At 64.1% G+C, this 22,476-nt stretch carries 17 protein-coding genes; 12 read left to right on the plus strand and 5 right to left on the minus strand.

Features of this window, described 5'->3' with window-relative positions; translation table 11 throughout:
- Positions 1–7: 7 nt before the first annotated feature.
- The 11 genes from YUU_RS0132180 to YUU_RS52460 all read left to right on the plus strand — a co-directional run bounded on the left by YUU_RS0132180 (position 8) and on the right by YUU_RS52460 (position 12,634).
- The gene (locus YUU_RS0132180; protein WP_027526048.1) at positions 8–2,194 is read left to right on the plus strand and encodes a molybdopterin cofactor-binding domain-containing protein; all 2,187 of its coding nucleotides are present in this window, start codon (positions 8–10) and stop codon (positions 2,192–2,194) included.
- A gap of 47 nt (positions 2,195–2,241) precedes the next feature.
- Positions 2,242–3,519 (plus strand): FCSD flavin-binding domain-containing protein, encoded by a 1,278-nt coding sequence (locus YUU_RS0132185; protein WP_027526049.1) that lies wholly within the window; start codon positions 2,242–2,244, stop codon positions 3,517–3,519.
- A 4-nt stretch (positions 3,520–3,523) separates the two neighbouring features.
- On the plus strand, positions 3,524–3,964 hold the full coding sequence (gene soxX, locus YUU_RS0132190; protein ID WP_371260528.1) for a sulfur oxidation c-type cytochrome SoxX: 441 nt from the start codon (positions 3,524–3,526) through the stop codon (positions 3,962–3,964).
- 8 nt (positions 3,965–3,972) lie between these two features.
- On the plus strand, positions 3,973–4,431 hold the full coding sequence (locus YUU_RS0132195; protein ID WP_027526051.1) for a SoxY-related AACIE arm protein: 459 nt from the start codon (positions 3,973–3,975) through the stop codon (positions 4,429–4,431).
- Positions 4,431–4,751, plus strand: coding sequence for a thiosulfate oxidation carrier complex protein SoxZ (soxZ, locus tag YUU_RS0132200; RefSeq protein WP_027526052.1), 321 nt, complete (start codon positions 4,431–4,433; stop codon positions 4,749–4,751). Before YUU_RS0132195 ends, soxZ begins: the two co-directional genes overlap by 1 nt.
- Complete coding sequence (gene soxA / locus YUU_RS0132205; RefSeq protein WP_027526053.1) at positions 4,748–5,527, plus strand: sulfur oxidation c-type cytochrome SoxA; 780 nt, start codon at positions 4,748–4,750, stop codon at positions 5,525–5,527. The genes soxZ and soxA overlap by 4 nt, the downstream gene beginning before the upstream one ends.
- Positions 5,528–5,619: 92 nt before the next feature.
- A complete protein-coding gene (locus tag YUU_RS0132210) occupies positions 5,620–6,945 on the plus strand; it encodes an ABC transporter substrate-binding protein (RefSeq protein ID WP_027526054.1) in 1,326 nt (441 codons plus the stop codon).
- Positions 6,942–7,880, plus strand: coding sequence for a carbohydrate ABC transporter permease (locus YUU_RS0132215; protein ID WP_027526055.1), 939 nt, complete (start codon positions 6,942–6,944; stop codon positions 7,878–7,880). The genes YUU_RS0132210 and YUU_RS0132215 overlap by 4 nt, the downstream gene beginning before the upstream one ends.
- A complete protein-coding gene (locus YUU_RS0132220; protein ID WP_027526056.1) occupies positions 7,877–8,701 on the plus strand; it encodes a carbohydrate ABC transporter permease in 825 nt (274 codons plus the stop codon). Before YUU_RS0132215 ends, YUU_RS0132220 begins: the two co-directional genes overlap by 4 nt.
- Positions 8,702–8,794: 93 nt before the next feature.
- Positions 8,795–10,540, plus strand: coding sequence for a tannase/feruloyl esterase family alpha/beta hydrolase (locus YUU_RS0132225; protein ID WP_051390003.1), 1,746 nt, complete (start codon positions 8,795–8,797; stop codon positions 10,538–10,540).
- A 162-nt stretch (positions 10,541–10,702) separates the two neighbouring features.
- Positions 10,703–12,634: a S9 family peptidase gene (locus YUU_RS52460; RefSeq protein WP_035663961.1), complete on the plus strand. Its 1,932-nt coding sequence runs from the start codon at positions 10,703–10,705 to the stop codon at positions 12,632–12,634.
- A 38-nt stretch (positions 12,635–12,672) separates the two neighbouring features.
- On the opposite strand, the gene YUU_RS0132235 is transcribed toward YUU_RS52460, so the two are convergent.
- The 5 genes from YUU_RS0132235 to YUU_RS0132255 all read right to left on the minus strand — a co-directional run bounded on the left by YUU_RS0132235 (position 12,673) and on the right by YUU_RS0132255 (position 18,824).
- On the minus strand, positions 12,673–13,851 hold the full coding sequence (locus YUU_RS0132235; RefSeq protein WP_027526058.1) for a 6-phosphofructokinase: 1,179 nt from the start codon (positions 13,849–13,851) through the stop codon (positions 12,673–12,675).
- 50 nt (positions 13,852–13,901) lie between these two features.
- Positions 13,902–15,047: a fructose-1,6-bisphosphatase gene (locus tag YUU_RS0132240; RefSeq protein WP_027526059.1), complete on the minus strand. Its 1,146-nt coding sequence runs from the start codon at positions 15,045–15,047 to the stop codon at positions 13,902–13,904.
- A gap of 194 nt (positions 15,048–15,241) precedes the next feature.
- Positions 15,242–16,906: a hypothetical protein gene (locus YUU_RS0132245; protein ID WP_027526060.1), complete on the minus strand. Its 1,665-nt coding sequence runs from the start codon at positions 16,904–16,906 to the stop codon at positions 15,242–15,244.
- Between the two features lie 9 nt (positions 16,907–16,915).
- Positions 16,916–17,614: a cysteine hydrolase family protein gene (locus YUU_RS0132250; RefSeq protein ID WP_027526061.1), complete on the minus strand. Its 699-nt coding sequence runs from the start codon at positions 17,612–17,614 to the stop codon at positions 16,916–16,918.
- A 256-nt stretch (positions 17,615–17,870) separates the two neighbouring features.
- Positions 17,871–18,824, minus strand: a complete 954-nt coding sequence (locus tag YUU_RS0132255; protein ID WP_027526062.1) for a hypothetical protein — start codon at positions 18,822–18,824, stop codon at positions 17,871–17,873.
- A 165-nt stretch (positions 18,825–18,989) separates the two neighbouring features.
- Between YUU_RS0132255 and YUU_RS0132260 the strand changes: the two genes are divergently transcribed.
- Positions 18,990–22,466, plus strand: coding sequence for an indolepyruvate ferredoxin oxidoreductase family protein (locus YUU_RS0132260; protein ID WP_027526063.1), 3,477 nt, complete (start codon positions 18,990–18,992; stop codon positions 22,464–22,466).
- The last annotated feature ends 10 nt before the right edge of the window (positions 22,467–22,476 follow it).

Here is a 22,476-nt window from a genome sequence, read left to right on the forward strand (position 1 = left end):
GGCGGCCATGAACAAGTACGTTTCGCCCGCAATGAATCGCCGTGCCTTCGTCATCGGCACCGCCGCAGTCAGCGCCGGCCTTGCGCTCGGCCTCGACATCCCCTTCGGCAGACCGGCCGTGGTCCGCGCCGCCGACGGCTCGCCCGAAGTCAACGCTTGGGTCGTGGTGCGGCCCGACGACACCGTGGTGATCCGCATCGCCCGCTCCGAGATGGGCCAGGGCTCACTCACCGGCCTTGCGCAGCTCGTCGCCGAGGAGCTCGAATGCGACTGGTCGAAGGTGACGACCGAATATCCGACACCCGGCCAGAGCGTCGCCCGCAAGCGCGTCTGGGGCGACTTCTCGACCGGCGGCAGCCGCGGCATCCGCTCCTCGCAAGACTATGTCCGCAAGGGCGGCGCCACCGCGCGCATGATGCTGATCCAGGCCGCGGCCAATGAATGGAAAGTGCCGGCGTCCGAATGCACGGCCGCCAAGAGCGTCATCACCCACACGCCGTCGGGCCGGACCACGACTTACGGCAAGGTCGCGGAGGCCGCCGCGAAGCTGACGCCGCCCGCCGAGGTCAAGCTGAAGGATCCCAAGGACTGGACCATCGCAGGCAAAGGTGTGAGCCGGCTCGACACCGCCGACAAGACCACCGGCGCGATGACCTACGGCATCGACGTCAAGCTGCCGGGCATGCTGAACGCCGCGATCAAGGACTGCCCAGTGTTCGGCGGCAAGGTGAAGAGCTTTGACGAGGCCAAGATCGCGGGCATGAAGGGCGTCAAGAAGGTCGTCAGGGTCGGCGATAGCGCGGTCGCGGTCGTCGCCGATACCTGGTGGCACGCCAAGACCGCGCTGGAAGCGCTGCCGATCGTCTGGGACGAGGGCGACAACGCGAAGGTCTCCAGCGAGTCGATTGCGAAGTGGCTGGCCGAGGGCCTCGACAACGAGCAGCCGGCCTATGTCGGCAACAAGAACGGCGACGCCAAAGCGGCGATTGCCGGCGCCGCCAAGAAGATCGAGGCGGTCTACAACTATCCCTACCAGAACCACGCCACCATGGAGCCGATGAACGCCACCGCGCTCTACACGGCGGACAAATGCGAGGTCTGGTGCGGCACGCAGAATGGCGAGGCCGCCTTCGCGGCGGTGCTGGAAGCCTCAGGCCTGCCGGCAGAGAAGTGCGACGTGCACAAGCTGATGCTCGGCGGCGGCTTCGGTCGGCGCGGCCAGACCGACTATGTCCGCCAGGCGGTCGCAATCGCCAGGCAGATGCCGGGAACGCCGATCAAGCTGTTGTGGTCGCGCGAAGAGGACATGGCGCACGGTAGGTATCACCCGATCACCCAGTGCAAGATGACCGGCGCGTTCGATGCCGACAACAATCTGGTCGCGCTGCACTACCGCCTGTCCGGGCAGTCGATCCTGTTCTCGCTCCGCCCCGAGGCGCTGCAAAACGGCATGGACCCGGCCGCGTTCCAGGGCGTCGCCCAGTCCGGCGAAGCCGCGTTCGGCTACTCCGTGCCGAACCTCCTGATCGAGCATGCGATGCGCAACCCGCACGTTCCGCCCGGATTCTGGCGCGGCGTCAACGTCAATCACAACGCGATCTACATGGAATGCTTCATGGACGAGCTGGCCCATGCCGCAGGCCAGGACCCGCTCGAATTCCGCCGCAAGCTGATGGGCAGTCATCCCAAGCATCTGGCGGTGCTCAATGCCGTGGCCGGGAAGATCGGCTGGAGCAAGCCGGCGCCGCAGGGCGTCTATCGCGGCATCGCGCAGGTCATGGGTTATGGCAGCTATGTTGCCGGCGCCGCCGAAATCTCGGTGACCGACGGCAGCAAGATCAAGGTGCATCGTATCGTGGCCTCCACCGATCCCGGCTACGTCGTCAATCCGGCGCAGGTGGAACGCCAGATCGCGGGCTCTTTCGTCTTTGGCCTCAGCGCGCTCTTCTATGGCGGCTGCACCGTGAAGGACGGACGCATCGAGCAGAGCAACTTCGACACCTACAACTCGATGCGCATCAACGAGATGCCGAAGGTGGAAGCGGTGATGGTGCCGAGCGGCGGGTTCTGGGGCGGTGTCGGCGAGCCGACCATCGGGGTTGCCGCACCTGCGGTGCTCAACGCCTATTTCGCAGCGACGGGAAAACGCATCCGATCGGTGCCGCTGCGCGACCAGAACATCTCCTTCGCTTAAGCAAGGTGCAGCTGCGGCGGCCCACGGGCCGCCGCAGCATCTTCCGGATGATGCTCATGACCACGCGCTCCGTGACACGGCGAAAGGCCGTCCTCGGCATCGCGGCCGCACCGCTGGCCCTGCCCGCGATCGTGCGCGCGCAAGGCTCAGCCCGCGTCGTCGTGATCGGCGGCGGCTTTGGCGGGGCGGCCTGCGCCCGCGCGCTGAAACGCAGCGAAGCGAACTTGCAGGTCACGCTGGTCGAGCCGAACAGGACCTTCACCGCGTGCCCGTTCAGCAACGAGGTGATCGCGGGCCTGCGCGAGATCGAAGCGCAGCAGTTCGGCTATGAGAAGATCGCGTCCGACGGCGTAACCGTCATCGCTCAGGCCGCAACCGTGGTGGATCCGCAAGCTCGCCGCGTCACGCTGGCCGACGGCTCATCCCTTCCCTACGACCGTCTCGTGCTCTCGCCCGGCGTCGATTTCCATTTCGACGGCCTGCCCGGCTATGACGAAGCCGCAAGCCAAAAGATGCCGCATGCCTGGAAGGCCGGCGAGCAAACCATGCTGCTGCGCAGGCAGTTGGAGGCCATGGAGGATGGCGGCCTCGTCACGATCGCGGTGCCGGCCAACCCCTCGCGCTGCCCGCCGGCGCCTTACGAGCGCGCCAGCCTGATCGCTCATTATCTCAAGACGAAGAAGCCGCGCTCAAAAGTGCTGATCCTGGACGCCAAGGACAATTTCACGCAACAAAGACTGTTCGAGAAGGCGTGGACGGAGCTTTACGGCGGCATGATCGAGCGCGTATCGCTGTCGCAGGGCGGCCGCGTCACCTCCGTCGATCCCGCGAGCAACACTGTCATCACCGAGTTCGGCAATTACACGGCGCAAGTCGCCAACGTCATTCCGCCGCAACGCGCCGGGCGCATCGCCGCGATTGCCGGGGTGGCGGATACCACCGGCTGGTGCCCGATCGATCCCATGACCTTCGAATCCAGGCTCGTGCCCAACATCCACGTCATCGGCGATGCCTGCCTCGGCGGCGGCATTCCGAAATCGGCCTCGGCCGCGAGCGCGCAAGGACGGGCCTGCGCGGATGCGATCGTCAACCTCGTCGCTGGCCGGACGACGGAAACGCCACGGCTGACCGGCGTCTGCTACAACACGGTCGCCCCCGCTTACGGCTTTTCGCTCGCCGGCAACTACCAGCCGAAAGGAGACATCTTCGCCGAGGTCGAGGGCGGCACCACCAGTCCGCTCGACGCACCGCCAGAACGACGCGCCCGCGAAGCTGCGGAAGCCGAGCGCTGGTTTCAAACCATCACGGCGGCGACCTTTGGCTAGGCCGATGATCCATATCGCCGCACTGATCGCGGCAAGCCTTGCACTTACCGACGGCACGCGGGCACAGGCGCTGGTGTCCTACAACATTGTCGGCGATGGCATCCCGGAGTCGCTCACCGGCGCGCCCGGCGATGCGGCGCGCGGGCGCGCGTTGGTGCTCGATCGCAGCACGACCTGCATCCTCTGCCATTCCGGGCCGTTTCCGGAGACGCGGTTCCAGGGCGATCTCGCGCCGGACCTCACGGGCGCCGGGAACAGGTGGTCGACAAGTCAGTTGCGACTGCGATTGGTGGACGCGTCGCGGTTCAACCGAGAGACCATCATGCCGTCGTACTATCGTAACGACGGGCTCGTTCGCGTCGGCCGCAACCTTGCCGGCAAGCCGATCCTGAGCCCGAGCCAGATCGAGGACATCGTGGCCTATCTTGCAACGCTTCGGGACTAGGACGGGGAATGCCAAGCACACGTCGACAGTTTTTGCACCTCACGGTCGCCGCCGGGACGATTCCCATCGTCACGATCCGCCCGATCGAGGCGACACCCGCGATGCTCGGCACGGCGATCCGCAATGTCGTCGGCGAGGCGCAACTACGCACCGGCAAGATCAGGCTCGACATTCCGCCACTGGTCGAGAACGGCAACACCGTGCCGATGACAGTCAGCGTCGCGAGCCCGATGACCGCGGCCGACTACGTCAAGAGCATCCACGTCTTCAACGAGAAGAACCCGCAGCCGAATATCGGCAATTTCCATCTCGGCCCCTGGGCCGGGCGCGCGCAGGTCTCGACCCGCATCCGCCTCGCGGACAGCCAGAAGGTTGTCGCGATCGCGCGCCTGTCCGACGATTCCTTCTGGCAGGTCGCGGCCGACGTCGTCGTGACACTTGCCGCCTGCACCGAAGAGGTGAACTGATGGCCTCCGCTCTCATCAACGTTCCGCCGAAAGCCAAGCGCGGCGATGTCATCGAGATCCGGACGCTGACCTCGCATATCATGGAAACCGGATTTCGCCGCACGGCGGCCGGCGAGCTCGTGCCGCGCGACATCATCACCAGCTTTACCTGCCGCTACAACGGCACCGAGATCTTTCGCGCCGACCTCTTTCCCGCAATCGCCGCGAACCCGTATCTGTCGTTCTTTACGGTCGCAAAAGATAGCGGCAAGCTCGAGTTCGAATGGATCGGCGACAACGGCTTTGTCTCGACCGCGTCGGCATCGATCACGGTAGAATGAGCGTTGCACGCACGATCATCGCGGCGATGCTGCTCGTCGCCGCACCTGCCCTGCTCGCCGGCGAAATCCCACAGGACGCGCGCCACTCGGGCTATTCCTTCATGGGACCGGACACGCGCGCGATGCAGGACGACGATACGTCCAATCCGGGTATGCTGTTCGTGCTGGACGGCGAAGCACTGTGGAAGACAAGAAGCGGCAGCGCCGGCAGGGCGTGCGCCGATTGCCATGGCGATGCGCGCGAGAGCATGAAGGGCGTCGCGGCGCGCTATCCCGCCTTCGACAAGGCGCTGGGCCGCCCGGTCACGCTCGACCAGCGCATCAATCTTTGCCGCGCCAACCATCAGCAGGCAACGCCCCTGTCTCACGAAAGTCGCGACCTACTCGCGCTCTCGGCATTCGTCGCCCACCAGTCGCGAGGGGTGGCGATCACGGCCGGCGATGATCCACAGCTCAAACCGTTCGTCGAACAAGGCCGTGCGCTGTTCGTGCAGCGGCAGGGCCAGCTCAACCTCGCCTGCACCAATTGCCACGACGACAACTACGACAAGCATCTGGCGGGCGCGCCGGTCACGCAGGGGCAGCCGACCGGTTATCCGCTCTATCGGCTGGAATGGCAGACGCTGGGATCTCTGGAGCGCCGGTTGCGCAGCTGCATGAGCGGGGTGCGCGCCCAGGCTTTTGACTACGGCGCGCCCGAACTGGTCGCGCTCGAGCTCTATCTGATGGCACGGGCGCGCGGCATGCCCATGGAGAGCCCGGCCGTGCGGCCTTAATCCCCTTAACCCGCAGAGAAATATTAGGACTAGGCAGACGCGGCGCGGACGCTAGTATCCCTCCCAAGAAACGAGTCACAGGGAGGACAAACGTGGCTGACCATCGTATTTCGCGCCGCACGCTTTTGAAGGGGACCGCCGCGGCTGGCGCGCTCAGCCTGACCGGATTCCCGGCGCATGCCGAGGTCAATTGGAAGAAATATGCCGGGACCAAGCTGGAGGTGATCCTCGCCAAGGGTCCGCGCGGCGACAACCTGCAAAAGAACATCAAGGAGTTCACCGACCTGACCGGCATCCAGGTGGAATCGGAGCAGATCCCCGAGCAGCAGCAGCGCCAGAAATGCGTCATCGAGCTCACCTCGGGCCGGCCGAGCTTCGATGTCGTCCATCTCAGCTATCACGTGCAGAAGCGGCAGTTCGAGAAAGCCGGCTGGCTCACCGACATCACGCCCTTCATGAAGGATCCGACGCTGACCGCGCCCGATCTCGTCGAGAGCGATTTTTCGGCCGCCGGCCTGCAATACGCCAAGAACGACAAGGGCCAGATGCTGTCGCTGCCCTGGTCGGTCGACTATTTCATCCTCTACTACAACAAGGAGCTGTTCCAGAAAAAGGGCGTTGCGGTGCCCAAGACGCTGGACGAGATGGTCGCGGCCGCAGAAAAGCTCACCGATGCCAAGGAAGGCACCTACGGCTTCGTCGGGCGCGGCCTGCGCAACGCCAACATGACGTTGTGGACCAACTTCTTCCTCGACTATGGCGGTGAATTCCTCGATGCCAAGGGCAACATCCTGACTGACGGCCCCGAAGCCGTCGCGGCGACGAAGCTCTACCAGACGCTGCTGACGAAGGTCGCTCCGCCCGGCGTCGCCGGCTTCAACTGGATGGAGTCGATGGCCTCGTTCTCGCAAGGCCGTTCGGCGATGTGGATCGACGGCGTCGGCTGGGCGCCACCGCTGGAGGATCCGGCGGCCTCGCGCGTCGTCGGCAAGGTCGGATACACCGTCGTGCCTGCCGGGCCGAAGGGCCAATATTCGGCCACTTACGGCGACGGCCTCGGCATTGCCGCCGCGAGCAAGAACAAGGAAGCGGCCTATCTGCTCTGCCAGTGGGCGGTCTCGAAGACGCAAGGCGCGCGGCTTTTGCAGGCCGGCGGCGGCGTGCCGTTCCGCAACTCGATCCTGAATGACCCCGAGGTCCAGAAGGGCGTGAAGATGCCGGCCGAGTGGCTGCAATCGGTGATCGATTCCGCCAAGATCAGCAAGCTCGGCCTGCCCGTCGTGATCCCAGTCGCCGAATTCCGCGATCTCGTCGGCGCCGCGATCACCGCAACCCTGGCCGGCGCCGATCCCGCGACCGAGTTGAAGAAGGCCCACGAGCAATACCGACCGATCCTGGAGCGTAGCGAAAAGGCGTGAGTGCGTTGACACAAGCAACTCCGGCCGCGGCAAAATCCGATGCCGCGCCGGAGAAGGAGTTGCGGCCACCGTCCTACTGGCCGTTCGTGGTGCCGGCGCTGGTCGTCGTGCTCGCGATCATCATCTTTCCTTGGCTATTCACGATCTGGATGAGCCTGAACGAATGGAAGGTCGGCTCGCCGACCACGTTCGTCGGGCCTTCCAATTATCTGCGGCTGACGAGCGATCCGCGCTTCCTCGAATCGGTGGGCCACACCATGGTCTACACCGTACTGTCGGTGGTGCTGCCGCTGGTCTTCGGCACGCTCGCAGCCGTGGTGTTTCACCAGAAATTCCCCGGCCGCGGCTTCCTGCGCGGCATCTTCATCATGCCGATGATGGCAACGCCGGTGGCGATCGCGCTGGTCTGGACCATGATGTTCCATCCGCAGCTCGGCGTGCTGAATTACCTGTTGTCGCTGGTCGGCCTGCCACCGCAGCTCTGGGTGTTTCATCCCGCAACCGTCATTCCCTCGCTGGTGCTGGTCGAGACCTGGCAGTGGACGCCGCTGGTCATGCTAATCGTGCTCGGCGGCCTCGCCGCGATCCCGACCGAGCCTTACGAAAGCGCGCAGATCGACGGCGCCAATCTCTGGCAGGTGTTCCGCTTCATCACGCTGCCGCTGATCATGCCGTTCCTGTTCATCGCCGGCATGATCCGGATGATCGACGCGGTGAAAAGCTTCGACATCATCTTCGCGATCACGCAAGGAGGACCGGGCTCGGCGTCGGAGACGATCAACATCTATCTCTACAGCGTCGCCTTCACCTATTACGACCTCGGCTACGGTTCGGCGATCGCCGTGGTGTTCTTCCTCCTCATCGTCGCACTCGCTGCCCTGATGCTTTACATGCGCCAGCGCATGCTGTGGACCGAAATCGCGAGGGGCGCATGACTCCACGTCAGATCCTGGGTCAAATCGGCCTCTGGTTTTCGGTGCTCGTCATCGTGTCGCCGGCAATCCTGTTCTTCCTCTGGATGGCCTCGCTATCGCTCAAGTTCGAGGTCGACAACGCCGCCTACCCGCCGGTGTTCATCCCCGAGCATATCGCCTGGAAGAACTACACCGACGTGCTCGCCTCCAACCGCTTCCTGACCTATTTCTTCAACAGCCTGATCGTGACCGGCAGCGCGACCGCGCTGGCGCTGATTGTGGGCGTTCCCGCCGGCTACGGGATCGCGCGGATGGCCGCGCACAAATCCGCGATCGTGATCCTGATCGCCCGCATCACGCCCGGCCTGTCCTACCTGATCCCGCTGTTTATCCTGTTCCAGTGGCTCGGACTGCTCGGCACGCTGGTGCCGCAGGTCATCATCCATCTCGTGGTGACGGTGCCCATCGTGATCTGGATCATGATCGGCTATTTCGAGACCACACCGATGGAATTGGAAGAGGCAGCGCTGATCGACGGCGCGACGCGCTGGCAGGTCTTCAGCCACGTCGCTCTTCCGATCGCGAAACCCGGCATCGCGGTCGCCTTCATCCTGGCCGTAATCTTCTCCTGGAATAATTTCGTCTTCGGCATCGTGCTGGCCGGACGCGAGACGCGCACCCTGCCGGTCGCCGTCTACAACATGATCTCGTTCGATCAGTTGAGCTGGGGACCGCTCGCTGCCGCCGCGCTGATCGTCACCTTCCCGGTACTGCTGCTGACGGTGGTTGCCCAGCGGCAGATCGTCGCCGGCCTGACGGCTGGAGCTGTGAAGGGCGGATAAGCACGCCTCGTCGTCACCCGGCCAAGCCGAACGAGCGATGAGACGATCCGCTGCGCATGCAGCGATCATCCTGAAGAAGAAAAGATTGGGACCATGGGACCAAACACGGGCGACGCCGACCATACCAAGCGAAGCCGCACGATGCGCCGCGTGTCGAAAGCCGCAGCCAGCCTGGCCGTCTGCGCGATCGTGTTGTCCGCCAGCGGCCGATCATCGGCGGCGGATGAGGCCTTTCAAGGCGCCTGTGCGAGTCTCGCTGGACGAACGATCCCGGCTCGCCTGGTCGGCCTGCCCAGCGGGGATGCCACCGTCACGTCGGCAGGCTTCACGCCGGCAGCACCGGCCAAGGCGGCGGCCCCCGCGACGCCGGACTTCTGCAAGGTGACGGGCACCATCGCGCCGGTCGACCCGGCTGCGCAACTGATCAACTTTCAGTTCAACCTGCCGGCCGCGTGGAACGGCAAGCTCCTGCAATATGGCGGCGGTGGTTATAACGGCACGCTGGTGAGCGGCCTTGCGCCGCTGCGCGATGCGGCGCCCGACGATGCGCTGCCGCTGACCCGCGGTTATGCCACGCTCGGCACGGATTCCGGGCATCAAGCCGCGAGCTTTGCGCCCGATCGCATCGGCCAGTTCGGCCTCAACGACGAAATGCTGACCAATTACGGCTATGCCTCCTACAAGAAGGTGCGCGATGTCGCCGTCGCGCTGATCGGTACGCTCTATTCGAGACGGCCGGCCAAAATCTATTATTTCGGCGGCTCGGAGGGCGGCCGCGAGGGTCTTACGATGGCCCAGCGCTTCCCTGCCGACTATGACGGGATCGTCAGCGTGGTACCGGTGGTGCAGCTCTCCATGTTGTTCCAGTCCTTCATCTTGAATGGCCTGCCGCAATTCAAGGGCGGCTGGCTCAACCCGGCCAAGAGCGAGACGCTTGCGAAATTCGTCGCCAATGCCTGTGACGACCTCGACGGCTTGCGTGACGGCATCGTCAGCAACTATCTCGCCTGCCAGTCGAAGGTGAACGTGCAGGCGCTGCGTTGCCCGGAAGGCGCGGACACAGGCGATGGTTGCCTGTCGGACGCGCAGATAACAGAGGTTCAGACCGTGCACGCACCACATCCATTCCCGCTTGCGATGGCGAACGGCATCACGACCTATCCGCAATGGCTTTACGGCAACGAGACCACACCGGACCCGCAGCGGATGACCATGACGCGCTGGGTGATGGGCACGGCAGCGCCGACGGAGCAACTTGATGTCGCCACGGTGTCGCAGCAATGGCTCTATGGCAGCAATGCCGTACGTTTCCTCCTGACGCGCGACGAGAAATTTGACCCGCGCACCTATCGTCCCGAAGACTTTCGGGCCCGCGTCGAGGAGGTGTCGAAGATCCTCGACTCGACCGATCCCGACCTGTCGGCTTTCTTCGCACATGGCGGCAAGCTGATCCTGCGCGAGAACATGGCAGACCTCGCGCAAAGCCCGCTCGCCGGAATCAACTATTTCCAGTCCGTCGTGGCGCGGCTCGGTCAGGCGACGGTCGAGGCTTCAGCACGGCTCTACGTCTCGCCCGGCTCGACGCATACCGGACACGGCACGAGCGTGCTCGACGGTTCCGCGATCCCGACCATGGTCGATCTGCTCGAACCGCTCGACCGCTGGGCGAGCGACGGCGTCGCGCCGGCCGACGCACTGGTCCAGACGTCAAAGGACCCCGCGCCGCCGTTCGCGCTGAAAGCAGCCCGGCCGATGTGCCGTTATCCGAACTACCCGCGCTATGTCGGCGGCGACAAGGCGGCGGCCGAAAGCTACGTTTGCAAGGTCTCGACGCCGTGACAATCGGCGGGCGGCGATCGACCGCCCGCGCCTTCTCAAGCCGAGGCTCGTAACACCGCTGCCGGCGCTCTACCTGACGTTGACGCAAAGTTCGCGCGCGCGTATGCTACGTCATGTAGCGCTACTTAATGTGACGCGCGCCCGAGCTACAAGAGACGCCAGATGTCCCCCCGTCCCCTGATCCCGCGCCAAAAACTGTTTGGTAATCCGACATATGTCGGAGCCAAGTTATCGCCGGATGGTCGATTGCTGTCCTGGCTCGCCCCTGTCGACGGCGTTCTGAACATCTGGGTGTCGCCGGGGGACAACATTGCGGCAGGCCAACCCGTCACGCGCACCAGGGGCAGACCGATCAACTGGCAGAGTTGGAGCCCGGACGGCCGCCATATCATGTTTCTCAACGACGAGAACGGTGACGAGAATTTGCACCTGTTCGTCGTCGATCCCCACAGTCTGGAGCTCAGGGATCTCACGCCTTTCGCCAATGTCCGCGCGTTGCCGACCTACTGGTCGCACGTCGTCCCTGACAAGATCGCGATCGGTCTGAATGACCGCGACGTGCGATGGCATGATGTCTTCCTGCTCGACCTCTTAACCGGCGAGCGCTCTCTGGTCTGGGAAAATCACCAGGAGTTCGACTACGTCGGGCTCGACTGGCAGTTGAGGCCACGCCACGCCCGCAGCAACGCGCCCGATGGAGGCACGCGGCTCTGGCGCATCGACGACGGGAAGGCCACGCATTGGCGCGACGTGCCGTTCGAGGCTTACGCGAGTACGCGGCTCTGGACGTTCGATTCCGCCGGCAACCATATTCACATGAGTTCGAGCCTGGAGCACGACAAATCCGCGCTGGTGCGGATCAACTGGTCAACCGGCGAAGAACTCGTCCTGTTCAAAAGCGACCGCGCCGACGTGACGGGCGCCATATTCAATGCCCGAACGTTCGAACCGGAGGCGGTTTGCATCGACCCCGGCCGGCCGGAATGGACGGCTTTAGCGCCTGCCGTTGCGAGCGAACTCGATCTGATCAAGGAGCAGCTTCCAGGTCACGCCTTTTATGTCGAAAGCCAGAGTGATGACGGTCGCCGTTGGATTGTGACGAGCCATAAGGCGGATCAGCCCGCCACATATCACCTCCTCGACCGCGACAAGCAGACCATCACAGAGCTGTTTACGGCGCGGCCCGAACTCAAGCCTTATTGCCTGGCGCCGATGCAGGCTGTGCAGGGCAAGTCGCGCGACGGCTTCACGCTCGTCTCCTACCTGACCCTGCCGGTGGATATTGAAGCCGAACGCCCGCCCCGGCCACTGCCGATGGTCCTCATCGTTCATGGTGGGCCGTGGGCACGGGATATCTTCGGCTATCGCCGCGATCACCAGTGGCTGGCCGATCGCGGCTATGCCGTGCTGTCGGTCAACTATCGGGGATCGACGGGCTTCGGCAAGGCGTTCGTCGCGGCAAGCGAAAAAGAGCATGCGCGCAAGATGCACGACGATCTCATCGACATGGTCGATTGGGCGATCGCCGAGGGGATCGCGCAAAAGGACAAGGTCGCGATCTTCGGAGCGTCCTACGGGGGCCTCGCCTCGTTCATCGGCGCGACCTTCACGCCCGAGGTGTTCTGTTGTTCGGTGCCAGTGGTCGGCATTTCCAACCTGCAAACGCTGCTGGAATCGATGCCGCCCTACTGGGCCGGCTTCGCGGAATTCATGTATCGCAGCTACGGCGATCCGCGCACTGAGGAAGGCCGCAAGCTGCTCGCCGAACGCTCCCCGATCAACAAGGTCGACAACATCAAGAAGCCGATGCTGATCTTCCATGGCGCCAACGACGTGCGGTGCAAGGTCGCCGAAAGCGACACCATCGCCGCAGCCATGCAGGCCAAGAACATTCCGGTGACCTACATCGTCTATCCCGATGAAGGACACGGATTCCAGAGACCGCCCAATCAGTTTTCCCACCTCGCCATCACCGAGGCCTTTCTGGCGCGGCATCTCGGTGGCGCCTGCGAACCGGTCGGGCAGGATTTTGAAGGTTCAAGCCACGAGGTTCGGGCCGGCGGCGATATTTTGACGGATTTGGGCGTCGCCTGACACCGACCTCGGGAGGTACAGAAGAAGCGCTGGGCACCCTATGACGCGCGGTTGAGAAAGATCGGCAGACCGCGCTTGCTGGAGTAGATGGGACGGTAGCGCTCCGTGTTGTATGTGTTGGCGACGTCCAATTTGCGCGGCCCGAGCTTGACGTCAGGGATTGGCACGAGGTCGTAGCGGCCTTCGACCAGCGCCGACATAAGGCCGGTCTTGCCTTCCAGCATGGCATCGAACGCCATGTTGCCAAAGGTTAGGGCTACGAGCTTGTCGATGAAGTCCGGATCCCCCGACCGCAGGTCGTAGGTGAGGTCGGAGGTCATCGTCTGCTCGCCGGCTCGCCGCTTGATCTCATCGGCGAGCGCTTCGGCCACGTTGGCCTTCTTGCGGTGACCGTAAGGATCTGGCTCGCCATATTCCTGCGGCTTGTAGCCTTCCCACTCGGCGCCCTCGCTGAGCACGATCAGCGCGTAGTTGCTCGGGTTGGCGCGCTTCTCCTCGAGAAGCAAAGCGATCAGCTTGTCGAGATTGATCCTGTACTCCGGGATGACGCACCGTATCGAGGTCGCGTACGCGGTATAGAGCGCGGTAAATCCGGCATCGCGGCCAAAGACGCGAAAAATACCAATTCGCTCGTGCGAGCCGACAGTGGTGCGCTGCCGCTGGATGGCATCGCTGGCGCGGGTGATCGCAGTCGAGAAGCCGATGCAGTATTCGGTGTTGCGGACGTCGTTGTCCATCGTCTTCGGGATGGCGATGATCTTGACGCCGAGATCGTTGAGCTTGGCCGCATAACTGAGCGTGTCGTCGCCGCCGATGGCGATCAGGTGTTCGATACCGAGCCCGGAGAGGTTCGCCAGCACCTGGCCGGTGAGGTCCCACGTCTTGGTTCCCTTGGTACTCGGGGAAGCCGGAAGATCGCTGCCAACGAGATGATCGGGCAGCTCTTGTATTTTTGAGGGATTGGTGCGGCTCGTGTGCAGCACCGTGCCGCCGCGCCGATCGATGGTGCGGGTGTTTTCACGATCCAGCGGCATGAGGTAGCGGGACCTGCTGGCCGCGTCTTCGAGGTTGAGATGCGTGAGAGCCTCCCAACCTCGGCGGAGACCGACAACCTCGATGTCGTTCTCGCTGCCGCGATAGGTCACGCTCTTGATGACGGCGTTGAGGCCGGAGACGTCGCCACCACCCGTGAGAATGCCGATGCGTTTTCTCGCCAAGCCGACCTCCCAACGTTAGCATGTCGCCATCATGCACAGAGCAGCGTTCCTTACTCGGCCGCTTCCGGCTTGCGCTCCTCGCGCAGCCGAAAACGCTTCAGCAGCCCGGACACGGTATCGCGGAAGCCACCATACTCCAGCTCGGAATAGGGCAGCATCGCGGCACCGGACCAGCCCTGGCTGCGCATCTCGATGGCCTTGCTCTGGGCGCGCCTGCGGACTTCGTCCCACGCCGGGTTATCGAAGAAATCGGTGTGCGACTCCGAGAATCGGCCGTCCTTGTCGATCGAAAAGCCGGCGCACGAAACGATCGGCAGGCAGTACATGCCGGTCACCGGTGTGTTGAGCGGCACCGGCATGAGCGGCATCACGTGCGAGCCTCGCGCATCGCCGCCGACGAAATGCGCCTTGGCGAACGGCGAGACGATTTCTTCGGGCGCCGGGAAAATCCCCTGGTTTCTGACGATCGCGACCGGATCGTCCTTGCCGGTGTACTTGCCTGCGATCGCGTGAAGGCGCTGCGCCGAAACAGCGACGACAACCTCGTCATAGGTTCGAGAAACGATGCGATCGATCCCAAAGCGCTCATTGTCGCGAAGGAGCGCGGCAATGTGGTAGCCGTCCGCCGGCGCGTCGAGTTCGATGATGCTGTCGCCTGCCGTGTGGTCCATGTCGATGACATGGAAACGGAAACCCTTGATCATCGGGGGTAGCATCAGCCCGGCGCAATACATGGGATCGGCGAAGGCGAGGTAGAGCGGCAGGTTGTACGCGCCGGGGCCGCATTTGTCGGCGGCGAACACCATGAAGGACTCCGCGGGCCTTGAACCCGAGAGGCTGTGGTCGAAGCTGAGCTCCGCGACGGCCGGTCCGGCGCCGCGAATGTTTCCGGAAGGCGCGTCGACGAGAAGATCCTGGCCGGCGCCGTACAGCCCGGAGGTTTTCGCGACCGACGTCGCCGCGAGGAACGTATTCCATGCAAATTGATGGACCGCGGCGCTCCCCTCACCCCTTGTGTGCGTCATGATGATCGCGATGTCGTCGCCGGTATGGCAGACGAAACTGTCGATCAGGAGACCTTTGTCGACCGCCTTCGCGGCTTCGCCCATGACAGTGACCATCATGGGTCCAGACGGTTGCGTATGCCCGCCGACAGAGCCAACGTCAGCCTTGATGACCGAAAGAGTGAGTCTCATGAGCATCCCTCCCAGCAGCACAGCTTAGCGCCTCAGCCTCGGCGCTTGCTGCGCCGGGGCGACGGCGCTGCTCATACGCGAAAAAGAACGTCGCGTGCTGCGTTAGGTTCCACGGATGCCGCTTGACTTGACGTGAAAAGAAATCGGCCGGGTAGCTTGACACCACCCGGCCGCAACCAAAGTTTCGGTCGAAGTTACTCCGCCGGCGCGGCGGACATCTCCGGATGCGAGGCGTAGTGCTCACTGGTGCGCCGGCTAAGAGCATACAATCCGGCCGCCATGACCGCGTAGGACAGCGCCACCGCAGGCGTGACGCCGAAACCGCCGCCAATGCCCACAGCTTCGCCATGCATGAAGCCGAAATAGGTCAGGACGGCGCCGACCAGCGCGAAGCCTGATGCCTTCTCGAAGTCGCGCTCGATGATGAAGACGGCGATCGCGCCCAGGATCAGGCCGGCGAGGATCGAGCCGCCGCCCATCACCTCGAGGCCATGATAGAACACGCCCTGCTGTGGCAGCGCGGCAATTGCGGCCGCCTTGACGGCATCAGCCTTGTCGCCGGCCATGCCGCCGACGGTCGCCGCCGCCGTCATGGTTGAGGCCAGCATGGTGTCGATCTGGAGTTTTGCCCAGGCCGCAAGATGCGGCGTCAGCGCCAGCACGATCGCCGGCGCGTGCTTGACCGGCGTCGTCTGGAACGCCTGCGCGCCGATCAGCATGCCGATATAGAGCAGGATCGGCGAGATCGCGACCACCGGCACGAGCGCCAGCAGCACCGAGATGATGCCGAACCAGGACAGCACCACCACCATCACACCGGTCGCGGCGGAATAGCCGATCCGGCCGCCCATCGCCTTCCAGCCGGGATGGCCGATATAGACCGCGTTGATGAAGGGATTGCCCATCAGGCAGCCGATCAGGCTGACGACGCCGTCGGCGGTGAGAACGCGCGTGGTCGGATATTCGTCGCCGGCGGCTTCCGCGCTCTCGACATTGTCCATGGCCTCGACGAGGTCATAGATGCCGAAGGGGATGGCGGTAACCAGGATGACGCCGAGGAACTCGAAGCCGGAGAACACATAGTTCACCGCCGGGACCGGCACCGAGAAGCCGAAATTGGCGAAGGCATCGCCGACGCCCTTCAGGCTCAATCCGCCAAGACCAAGCCCGAACAGGTTCGAGCCCCAGGCGATGACCATACCGACCGCGATGGCAATGAGGCCTGCCGGAATACCGCGCGGATATTTCACCCCGCCGAACCAGCTCACCAGGATGATGGCGAAGCAGACGAGACCGATCTGCGGCGTCATGTACATCTCGAGCGCCGGACGCATCGAGATAAAGGTAACGGAGACGCCGGCGAGCGTGCCGAGCAGCGCCGCGCGCGGCGTGATCCTGCGGATGAACGGCGCGATGAAGCCGCCGATCATCAGGATGAAACTCTGGAAGAACACCCAGACGAGGCCGGCCGACCATCCCTTCAGCGGATCGCCGGTCTTGATCGTGATCGGCAGCATGATCACGAAGGTCACGATGAACATGTGCGGCACGCTGACGCCCGAGGGCAGCGCGCAGACGTCGCTGCGGCCGGTCTTCTGCGCCAGGCGGTAGGCGAGGAAGGCGTAGTAGAAGGTCGACAGGCACATCATCAACCCGAGCGCGGGCAGGATTCGGCCGAACACGAGAGAGTCCGGCATCTTCAGCACGAAGCGCAAGAGGCCCGTGAGCACCAGCATGTTGACGAGGATGTTGGTGCCGAATCCGAAAAATGCGTTCCAGTCGCCCGATGTCCATAGCGCCGGCTTGAACTCGGACTTGTTGATCTCAGATTTGCCGGCCGTCCCCGTCAAATTGCTCATGGTGATCCCCTAAATGGTCGTGGTCTTCAACGCCTCCAGTACTGCGGCTGAGCTTGCGACCCAGCCGAAGATTCCGCCCTGGGCCTTGATCATCTTCAGGCCCATCTCGTGGAACTCGGGGAAGTAGGATGCGCAGCCGTCCGAGATGACGACGCAGCGATAGCCGCGGTCATTGGCCTCGCGCACGGTGGTGTTGACGCAGACCTCCGTCGTGACGCCGCACACCAGAAGATTCTCGATGCCGTATTTCTCGAGCACGTCGCTGAGCTCGGTCGCGTAGAACGCGCCCTTGCCAGGCTTGTCGATCACGACCTCGCTGTCGAGCGGATAGAGCTCGGGGATGATGTCGTGGCCGGCCTCGCCGCGGATCAGGATGCGCCCCATCGGACCGGGATCGCCGATGCGCAAGGACGGCGCGCCGCGCTCGACCTTCGCAGGCGGCGCGTCAGAGAGATCGGGCAGATGGCCTTCACGCGTGTGGATGACCAGCATACCGCTATCGCGCGCGGCCTTGAGCACGGCGCCGATCGGCTTCACTGCCCGGGCGAGCTGGCTGACGTCGTTGCCGAGCGTCTCGCCGAAGCCGCCAGGCTCCATGAAGTCGCGCTGCATGTCGATGATGAGAAGTGCAGTGGTCGACCAGTCGAGCTTGATCGGCTCGGGCTCGGCGACGATGACGCCAAGTGTCGACTTCGCTGAGTTCAACATGCACGCCCCTCGCGAGAACTCCCGTTGCCAGCAGTTCTGCAAGCGCCGTGCCATTGTGTACAATAGCGATGCGGCGGGGTGGACGCAGGATTTCGTTGCGCTTTCAGCGCGTTATGCCGGAAGCCGACGCCTGCTCAATCCCTGTGCGACGGCTTCGCGACGGGCATCTGCTCAAAGGATGAGCGGCAGGGAAGCTCTCTCCACGCCGTCATTCCGGGGCGACGCGAAGCGGAATGACGAGCGGAGGGGATGGCGCCTACCGCGCGCTCCCATACAATTTCCGGTACTCCTCCTCATACGGCGCGTACGAATCCTTGATCGTCGCCATGTTGAGCAGCATGGTCGCGACCATCTCGTTGGCCTTGTCGAACACGCGCGTCTTCACCCAGGCGCTTTCGGTGCGGCGGCTGCCGGAGAGCGCGACCACTTCGCGCTCGACCTCGTAGTCCTCGTCGACGAAGAGCGGACCCTCGATCAGACGGATCTCCTGATCTGCGAACAGGCCGACGGCCGGGCCCCTCGATGGGAGCGGGTCGTCCTTGGCGCGGTACTGGAACAGCACGCTGAGCATCTCCATCGGGATGATGGCTTTCCGCCAGGGATTCTCTCCGCTCGAATAGAACGGCGAATTCTCGGTGATGACTGCGAGCTTCTGCCGCAGCGAGAACGGATAGAGGTCGCCCATGTTCTGGTCGAGGCCCATGCGCACGGTCTGACGCTTGCTGGTCTGCGCCACCTTCACGTCGCGCAGGATGACGGGATCGGCGAGCGGCTTGAGCTCAGTGAGGCGCGCCTCGAGCGCGGTGGCAACCGGCGGATCGCCGATGGAGGCCGAGCCGCGCAGCACTTCCGTGCCGTCGCGCTTGACCATCTGGATCTGGCACTGGCTCGTACCGGGGAGCGGCTTCGACAGGATCGCCTGCACCTCCTCGCCTTCGAAGCAGGCGTTGCGGTAATGTGCGGAGAGGCACCCCGTTTCGAACCAGGCCCGTCCCCACAGCCGCGCGCCGAGCGGGGCAAACTGGCTGAAATGCGTCGGCCCCTCGATGGTGCCGCCCTTGAAGCCGAGCTTTTGCGCGGTCGCGTCATCGTGGATGGACGCGTGCGCATCATAGACCTGCGCCTGCAACATCTGGCGCGGCTGGCGCCATGGTCCGATCAGGGCGCTGTCGGTTTCAGTGATGTCGGTGTCGAACGCTTGTGCCGTCATGGTGGCCTCCCTTGCAGCCATGACTAGCAGGAGCGACACGGATGCGGCCAGCGATATTGACTTCGCCGGCGCATGCCCTTGACTGCAACAATCCGCTTCGCAAAGCCGCAAATCCCCTCACGCGGTCTAATTCCCCCAGCCGGAACAATAATAAGGAAGAACGAGATGACGCTGATGCAGGTCGAGCTGGGGGACAAATACCGGCTCGAATCGAAGCGGATCTACCTGTCCGGCACGCAGGCCCTGGTCCGTCTTCCCATGTTGCAGCGCGAACGCGACCGGCTGGCGGGCCTCAACACCGGCGGTTTCATCTCGGGCTATCGCGGCTCACCGCTCGGCATGTACGACCACGCGCTGTGGCGCGCGAAATCGCACCTCGCAAAGCACGACATCGCCTTCGTCCCCGGCCTGAACGAGGATCTGGCGGCGACCGCGGTGTGGGGCAGCCAGCAGGTCGGGCTGTTCCCGGGCGCCAAGGTCGATGGCGTGTTCGGCATCTGGTACGGCAAGGGCCCCGGCGTCGACCGCTCGGTCGATGCGCTGAAGCATGCGAACTCGGCCGGCACCTCGCGCCATGGCGGCGTGCTAGCGCTCGCCGGCGACGACCACGGCTGCCAGTCCTCGACACTGGCGCATCAGAGCGAGCAGGTGTTTGCCGCGGCACTGATCCCCGTGATCAATCCCGCGACCTTGCAGGACTATCTCGACCTCGGTCTCTACGGGTTTGCACTGTCGCGCTTCTCAGGCTGCTGGGTCGGCTTCAAGGCGATCGGCGAGACCGTGGAGAGCTCGGCCTCCATCTACAGCGATCCCGCCCGCATCCAGATCAAGCTGCCCGACGATTTCGAGATGCCGCCCGACGGCCTCAACATCCGCTGGCCCGATCCGCCGCTGGAAGCGGAAAAGCGCCTGTTCGGCCCCAAGATGGAGGCAGTGAAGGCATTCGCCCGCGCCAACCAGCTCGATCGTATCGTGCTGGATTCAAAGCCCGCGCGGCTCGGCATTCTCGCCACCGGCAAGGCCTATCTCGACCTGCGGCAGGCGCTCGCCGACTTGGGCATTACCGACAAGGACGCGCAGGATCTGGGCTTGCGCATCTACAAGGTCGCGATGACCTGGCCGCTGGAGGAAAGCGGCGCGCGCCGCTTCGCCGAAGGTCTTCAGGACGTGCTCGTCGTCGAGGAGAAGCGCGGCTTCATCGAGGACCAGTTGATGCGCATCCTCTACAACGTCGATGCGTCAAGGCGCCCGACCATCGCAGGCAAGCGCAACGAGAGCGGCGCGCCGCTGCTGCCGAGCGAAGGTGAGCTGACGCCGACCATGGTTGCCTCCGCGCTGCTCGCGCGGCTGCGCCGCCTCGGCCATCAAAGCCCCCTGCTCGAGCAGCGGCTGGCGCGGCTCGAAGCTTTCGACAATCCCGTCACCGCCAACGCGTCGATCAAGCTTTCGCGCACACCGTTCTTCTGCTCGGGCTGCCCGCACAACTCTTCGACGCGTGTGCCCGAGGGCAGCCGCGCCATGGCAGGCATCGGCTGCCACGGCATGGCCTTGGGCATGCCGAGCCGGCGCACCGACCTGATCTCGCATATGGGCGCCGAGGGCGTGAACTGGATCGGGCAATCGCCCTTCACCACCGAGCAGCACATCTTCCAGAATCTCGGTGACGGCACCTACACGCATTCGGGGCTGCTTGCGCTGCGCGCTGCTTCCGCTGCCGGCATCAACATCACCTACAAGATCCTCTACAACGATGCGGTGGCGATGACCGGCGGCCAGCCCGCCGAGGGCAGCTTCAACGTCGCGCAGATCGCGCACCAGGTCTGGGCGGAGGGCGTCAAGCGGCTTGCGATCGTCTCGGATGATCCAACAAAATACCCTGCGGGCAATTACTTCCCGCAAGGCGCGAGCGTCCATCACCGCCGCGAGCTCGACCAGGTGCAGCGCGAACTGCGCGACATCAAGGGCCTCACAGTCATCATCTACGACCAGACCTGCGCCGCTGAAAAGCGTCGCCGCCGCAAACGCGGGCTCTATCCCGATCCGCAAAAGCGCGCCTTCATCAACGAGCTCGTCTGCGAAGGCTGTGGCGACTGCTCGCAGGCCTCCAACTGCGTCTCGGTGCAGCCGCTGGAGACCGAGTTCGGCCGCAAGCGGCAGATCGACCAGTCGAACTGCAACAAGGACTATTCCTGCGTCGAGGGCTTTTGCCCGAGTTTCGTCACCGTGCACGGTGGCACGCTGAAGCGGATCAAGACCTCGGCGGTGGATTCCGGACAGTTGTTCGCCGATCTGCCGCGGCCGCCCGCGCGCGAGCTGCACGGGCCCTACAACATCCTCGTCACCGGCATCGGCGGCACCGGCGTCATCACCATCGGCGCGCTGCTCGGCATGGCCGCCCATGTCGACGGCAAGGGCTGCTCCGCACTCGACTTCACCGGCCTGTCGCAGAAGAATGGCGCGGTGATGAGCCACGTCCGCATCGCACCGAGGCCGGAGGACATCTCTGCGGTACGCATCACCACCGGCGGGGCCGACGTCATCCTCGGCTGCGACATGATCGTCTCGGCCGGTCACACTGCGCTGAGCCGCGCCGAGCGCGGCGCGACCAAGGCGTTCATCAACGCCGACCTGCAACCGACCGCGAGCTTCGTGCAAAATCCCGATCTCGATTTCGAGATGGGAGCGATGCAGACCGTGCTGCGCGATGCCGTCGGCGACAAGAACCTCGACATCGTCGATGCCACCGGCATTGCCGCCGCTCTGATGGGCGATTCCATCGCGACCAATTCCTTCATGCTCGGCTTCGCCTTCCAGAAGGGCGCCATTCCGCTGTCGCTGGAGGCGCTGCTGCGCGCCATTGAGATCAACGGCGCCGCGGTCGAGATGAACAAGCTCGCCTTCACCTGGGGGCGCCTGGCCGCGCACGACATCGCGCGGGTGCGCAGCGTGCTCCAGTTCAAGAGCCGGGCGTCCGCGCCGGCCAAGTCGCTCGACGACATCATCGCGACGCGCGCGGAGTTTTTGGCCAATTATCAGGACAAGGCCTATGCGGACCGCTATGTCGCCGCCGTCGCCAAGGTGCGCAAGGCGGAGACGGCCGCCGCACACGCTTCCACCGAACTGGCCGAGGCAGTGGCGAAGAACCTGTTCAAGCTGATGGCCTACAAGGACGAGTACGAGGTTGCGCGGCTCTACACCGATGGCAGGTTCGCCAAAAAGGTCGCTGAAAAATTCGACGGCGACTTCACGCTCAAATTCCACCTAGCGCCACCGATCTTCGCGCGCCGCGACAAGGTGACCGGGCATTTGCAGAAGCGGGAATATGGCGGCTGGACGATCCACGCCTTCCGCGTGCTGGCCAAGCTGAAGTTTTTGCGCGGCACCGCGTTCGACCCGTTCGGCCGCACCGCGGAGCGCAAGACGGAGCGGAAGCTTGTCGAGGACTATCTTGCGATGGTCGACCAGCGGTTCGTGGAGTTGACGGCGGAACAGATTCCCCCGCTGGCGCGGCTTGCACGCGTGCCGGAGACCATCCGCGGCTTCGGGCATTTGAAGGAAGGAAATATCAAGCAGGCGGAAGCCGAGAAGGCTCGGCTGGAAGCCGAGTTGGAGAATAGCCGCTTCGCGGCTGCTGCAGAGTAGAGTTAGGCGA

Origin of the sequence: Bradyrhizobium sp. Ec3.3 (assembly GCF_000472925.1) — a bacterium.
Taxonomy (GTDB): domain Bacteria; phylum Pseudomonadota; class Alphaproteobacteria; order Rhizobiales; family Xanthobacteraceae; genus Bradyrhizobium.

Bases quoted from the DNA above. Each gene is read 5' to 3' on its own strand.
- YUU_RS0132180 (WP_027526048.1), top strand. From the start codon at position 8: ATGAACAAGTACGTTTCGCCCGCAATGAATCGCCGTGCCTTCGTCATC.
- soxA (WP_027526053.1), top strand. From the start codon at position 4,748: ATGAGCGTTGCACGCACGATCATCGCGGCGATGCTGCTCGTCGCCGCA.
- YUU_RS0132255 (WP_027526062.1), bottom strand. From the start codon at position 18,824: ATGACGGCACAAGCGTTCGACACCGACATCACTGAAACCGACAGCGCC.
- YUU_RS52460 (WP_035663961.1), top strand. From the start codon at position 10,703: ATGTCCCCCCGTCCCCTGATCCCGCGCCAAAAACTGTTTGGTAATCCG.
- YUU_RS0132250 (WP_027526061.1), bottom strand. From the start codon at position 17,614: ATGTTGAACTCAGCGAAGTCGACACTTGGCGTCATCGTCGCCGAGCCC.
- soxZ (WP_027526052.1), top strand. From the start codon at position 4,431: ATGGCCTCCGCTCTCATCAACGTTCCGCCGAAAGCCAAGCGCGGCGAT.
- YUU_RS0132245 (WP_027526060.1), bottom strand. From the start codon at position 16,906: ATGAGCAATTTGACGGGGACGGCCGGCAAATCTGAGATCAACAAGTCC.
- YUU_RS0132195 (WP_027526051.1), top strand. From the start codon at position 3,973: ATGCCAAGCACACGTCGACAGTTTTTGCACCTCACGGTCGCCGCCGGG.
- YUU_RS0132240 (WP_027526059.1), bottom strand. From the start codon at position 15,047: ATGAGACTCACTCTTTCGGTCATCAAGGCTGACGTTGGCTCTGTCGGC.
- soxX (WP_371260528.1), top strand. From the start codon at position 3,524: ATGATCCATATCGCCGCACTGATCGCGGCAAGCCTTGCACTTACCGAC.
- YUU_RS0132185 (WP_027526049.1), top strand. From the start codon at position 2,242: ATGATGCTCATGACCACGCGCTCCGTGACACGGCGAAAGGCCGTCCTC.
- YUU_RS0132260 (WP_027526063.1), top strand. From the start codon at position 18,990: ATGACGCTGATGCAGGTCGAGCTGGGGGACAAATACCGGCTCGAATCG.
- YUU_RS0132225 (WP_051390003.1), top strand. From the start codon at position 8,795: ATGGGACCAAACACGGGCGACGCCGACCATACCAAGCGAAGCCGCACG.
- YUU_RS0132220 (WP_027526056.1), top strand. From the start codon at position 7,877: ATGACTCCACGTCAGATCCTGGGTCAAATCGGCCTCTGGTTTTCGGTG.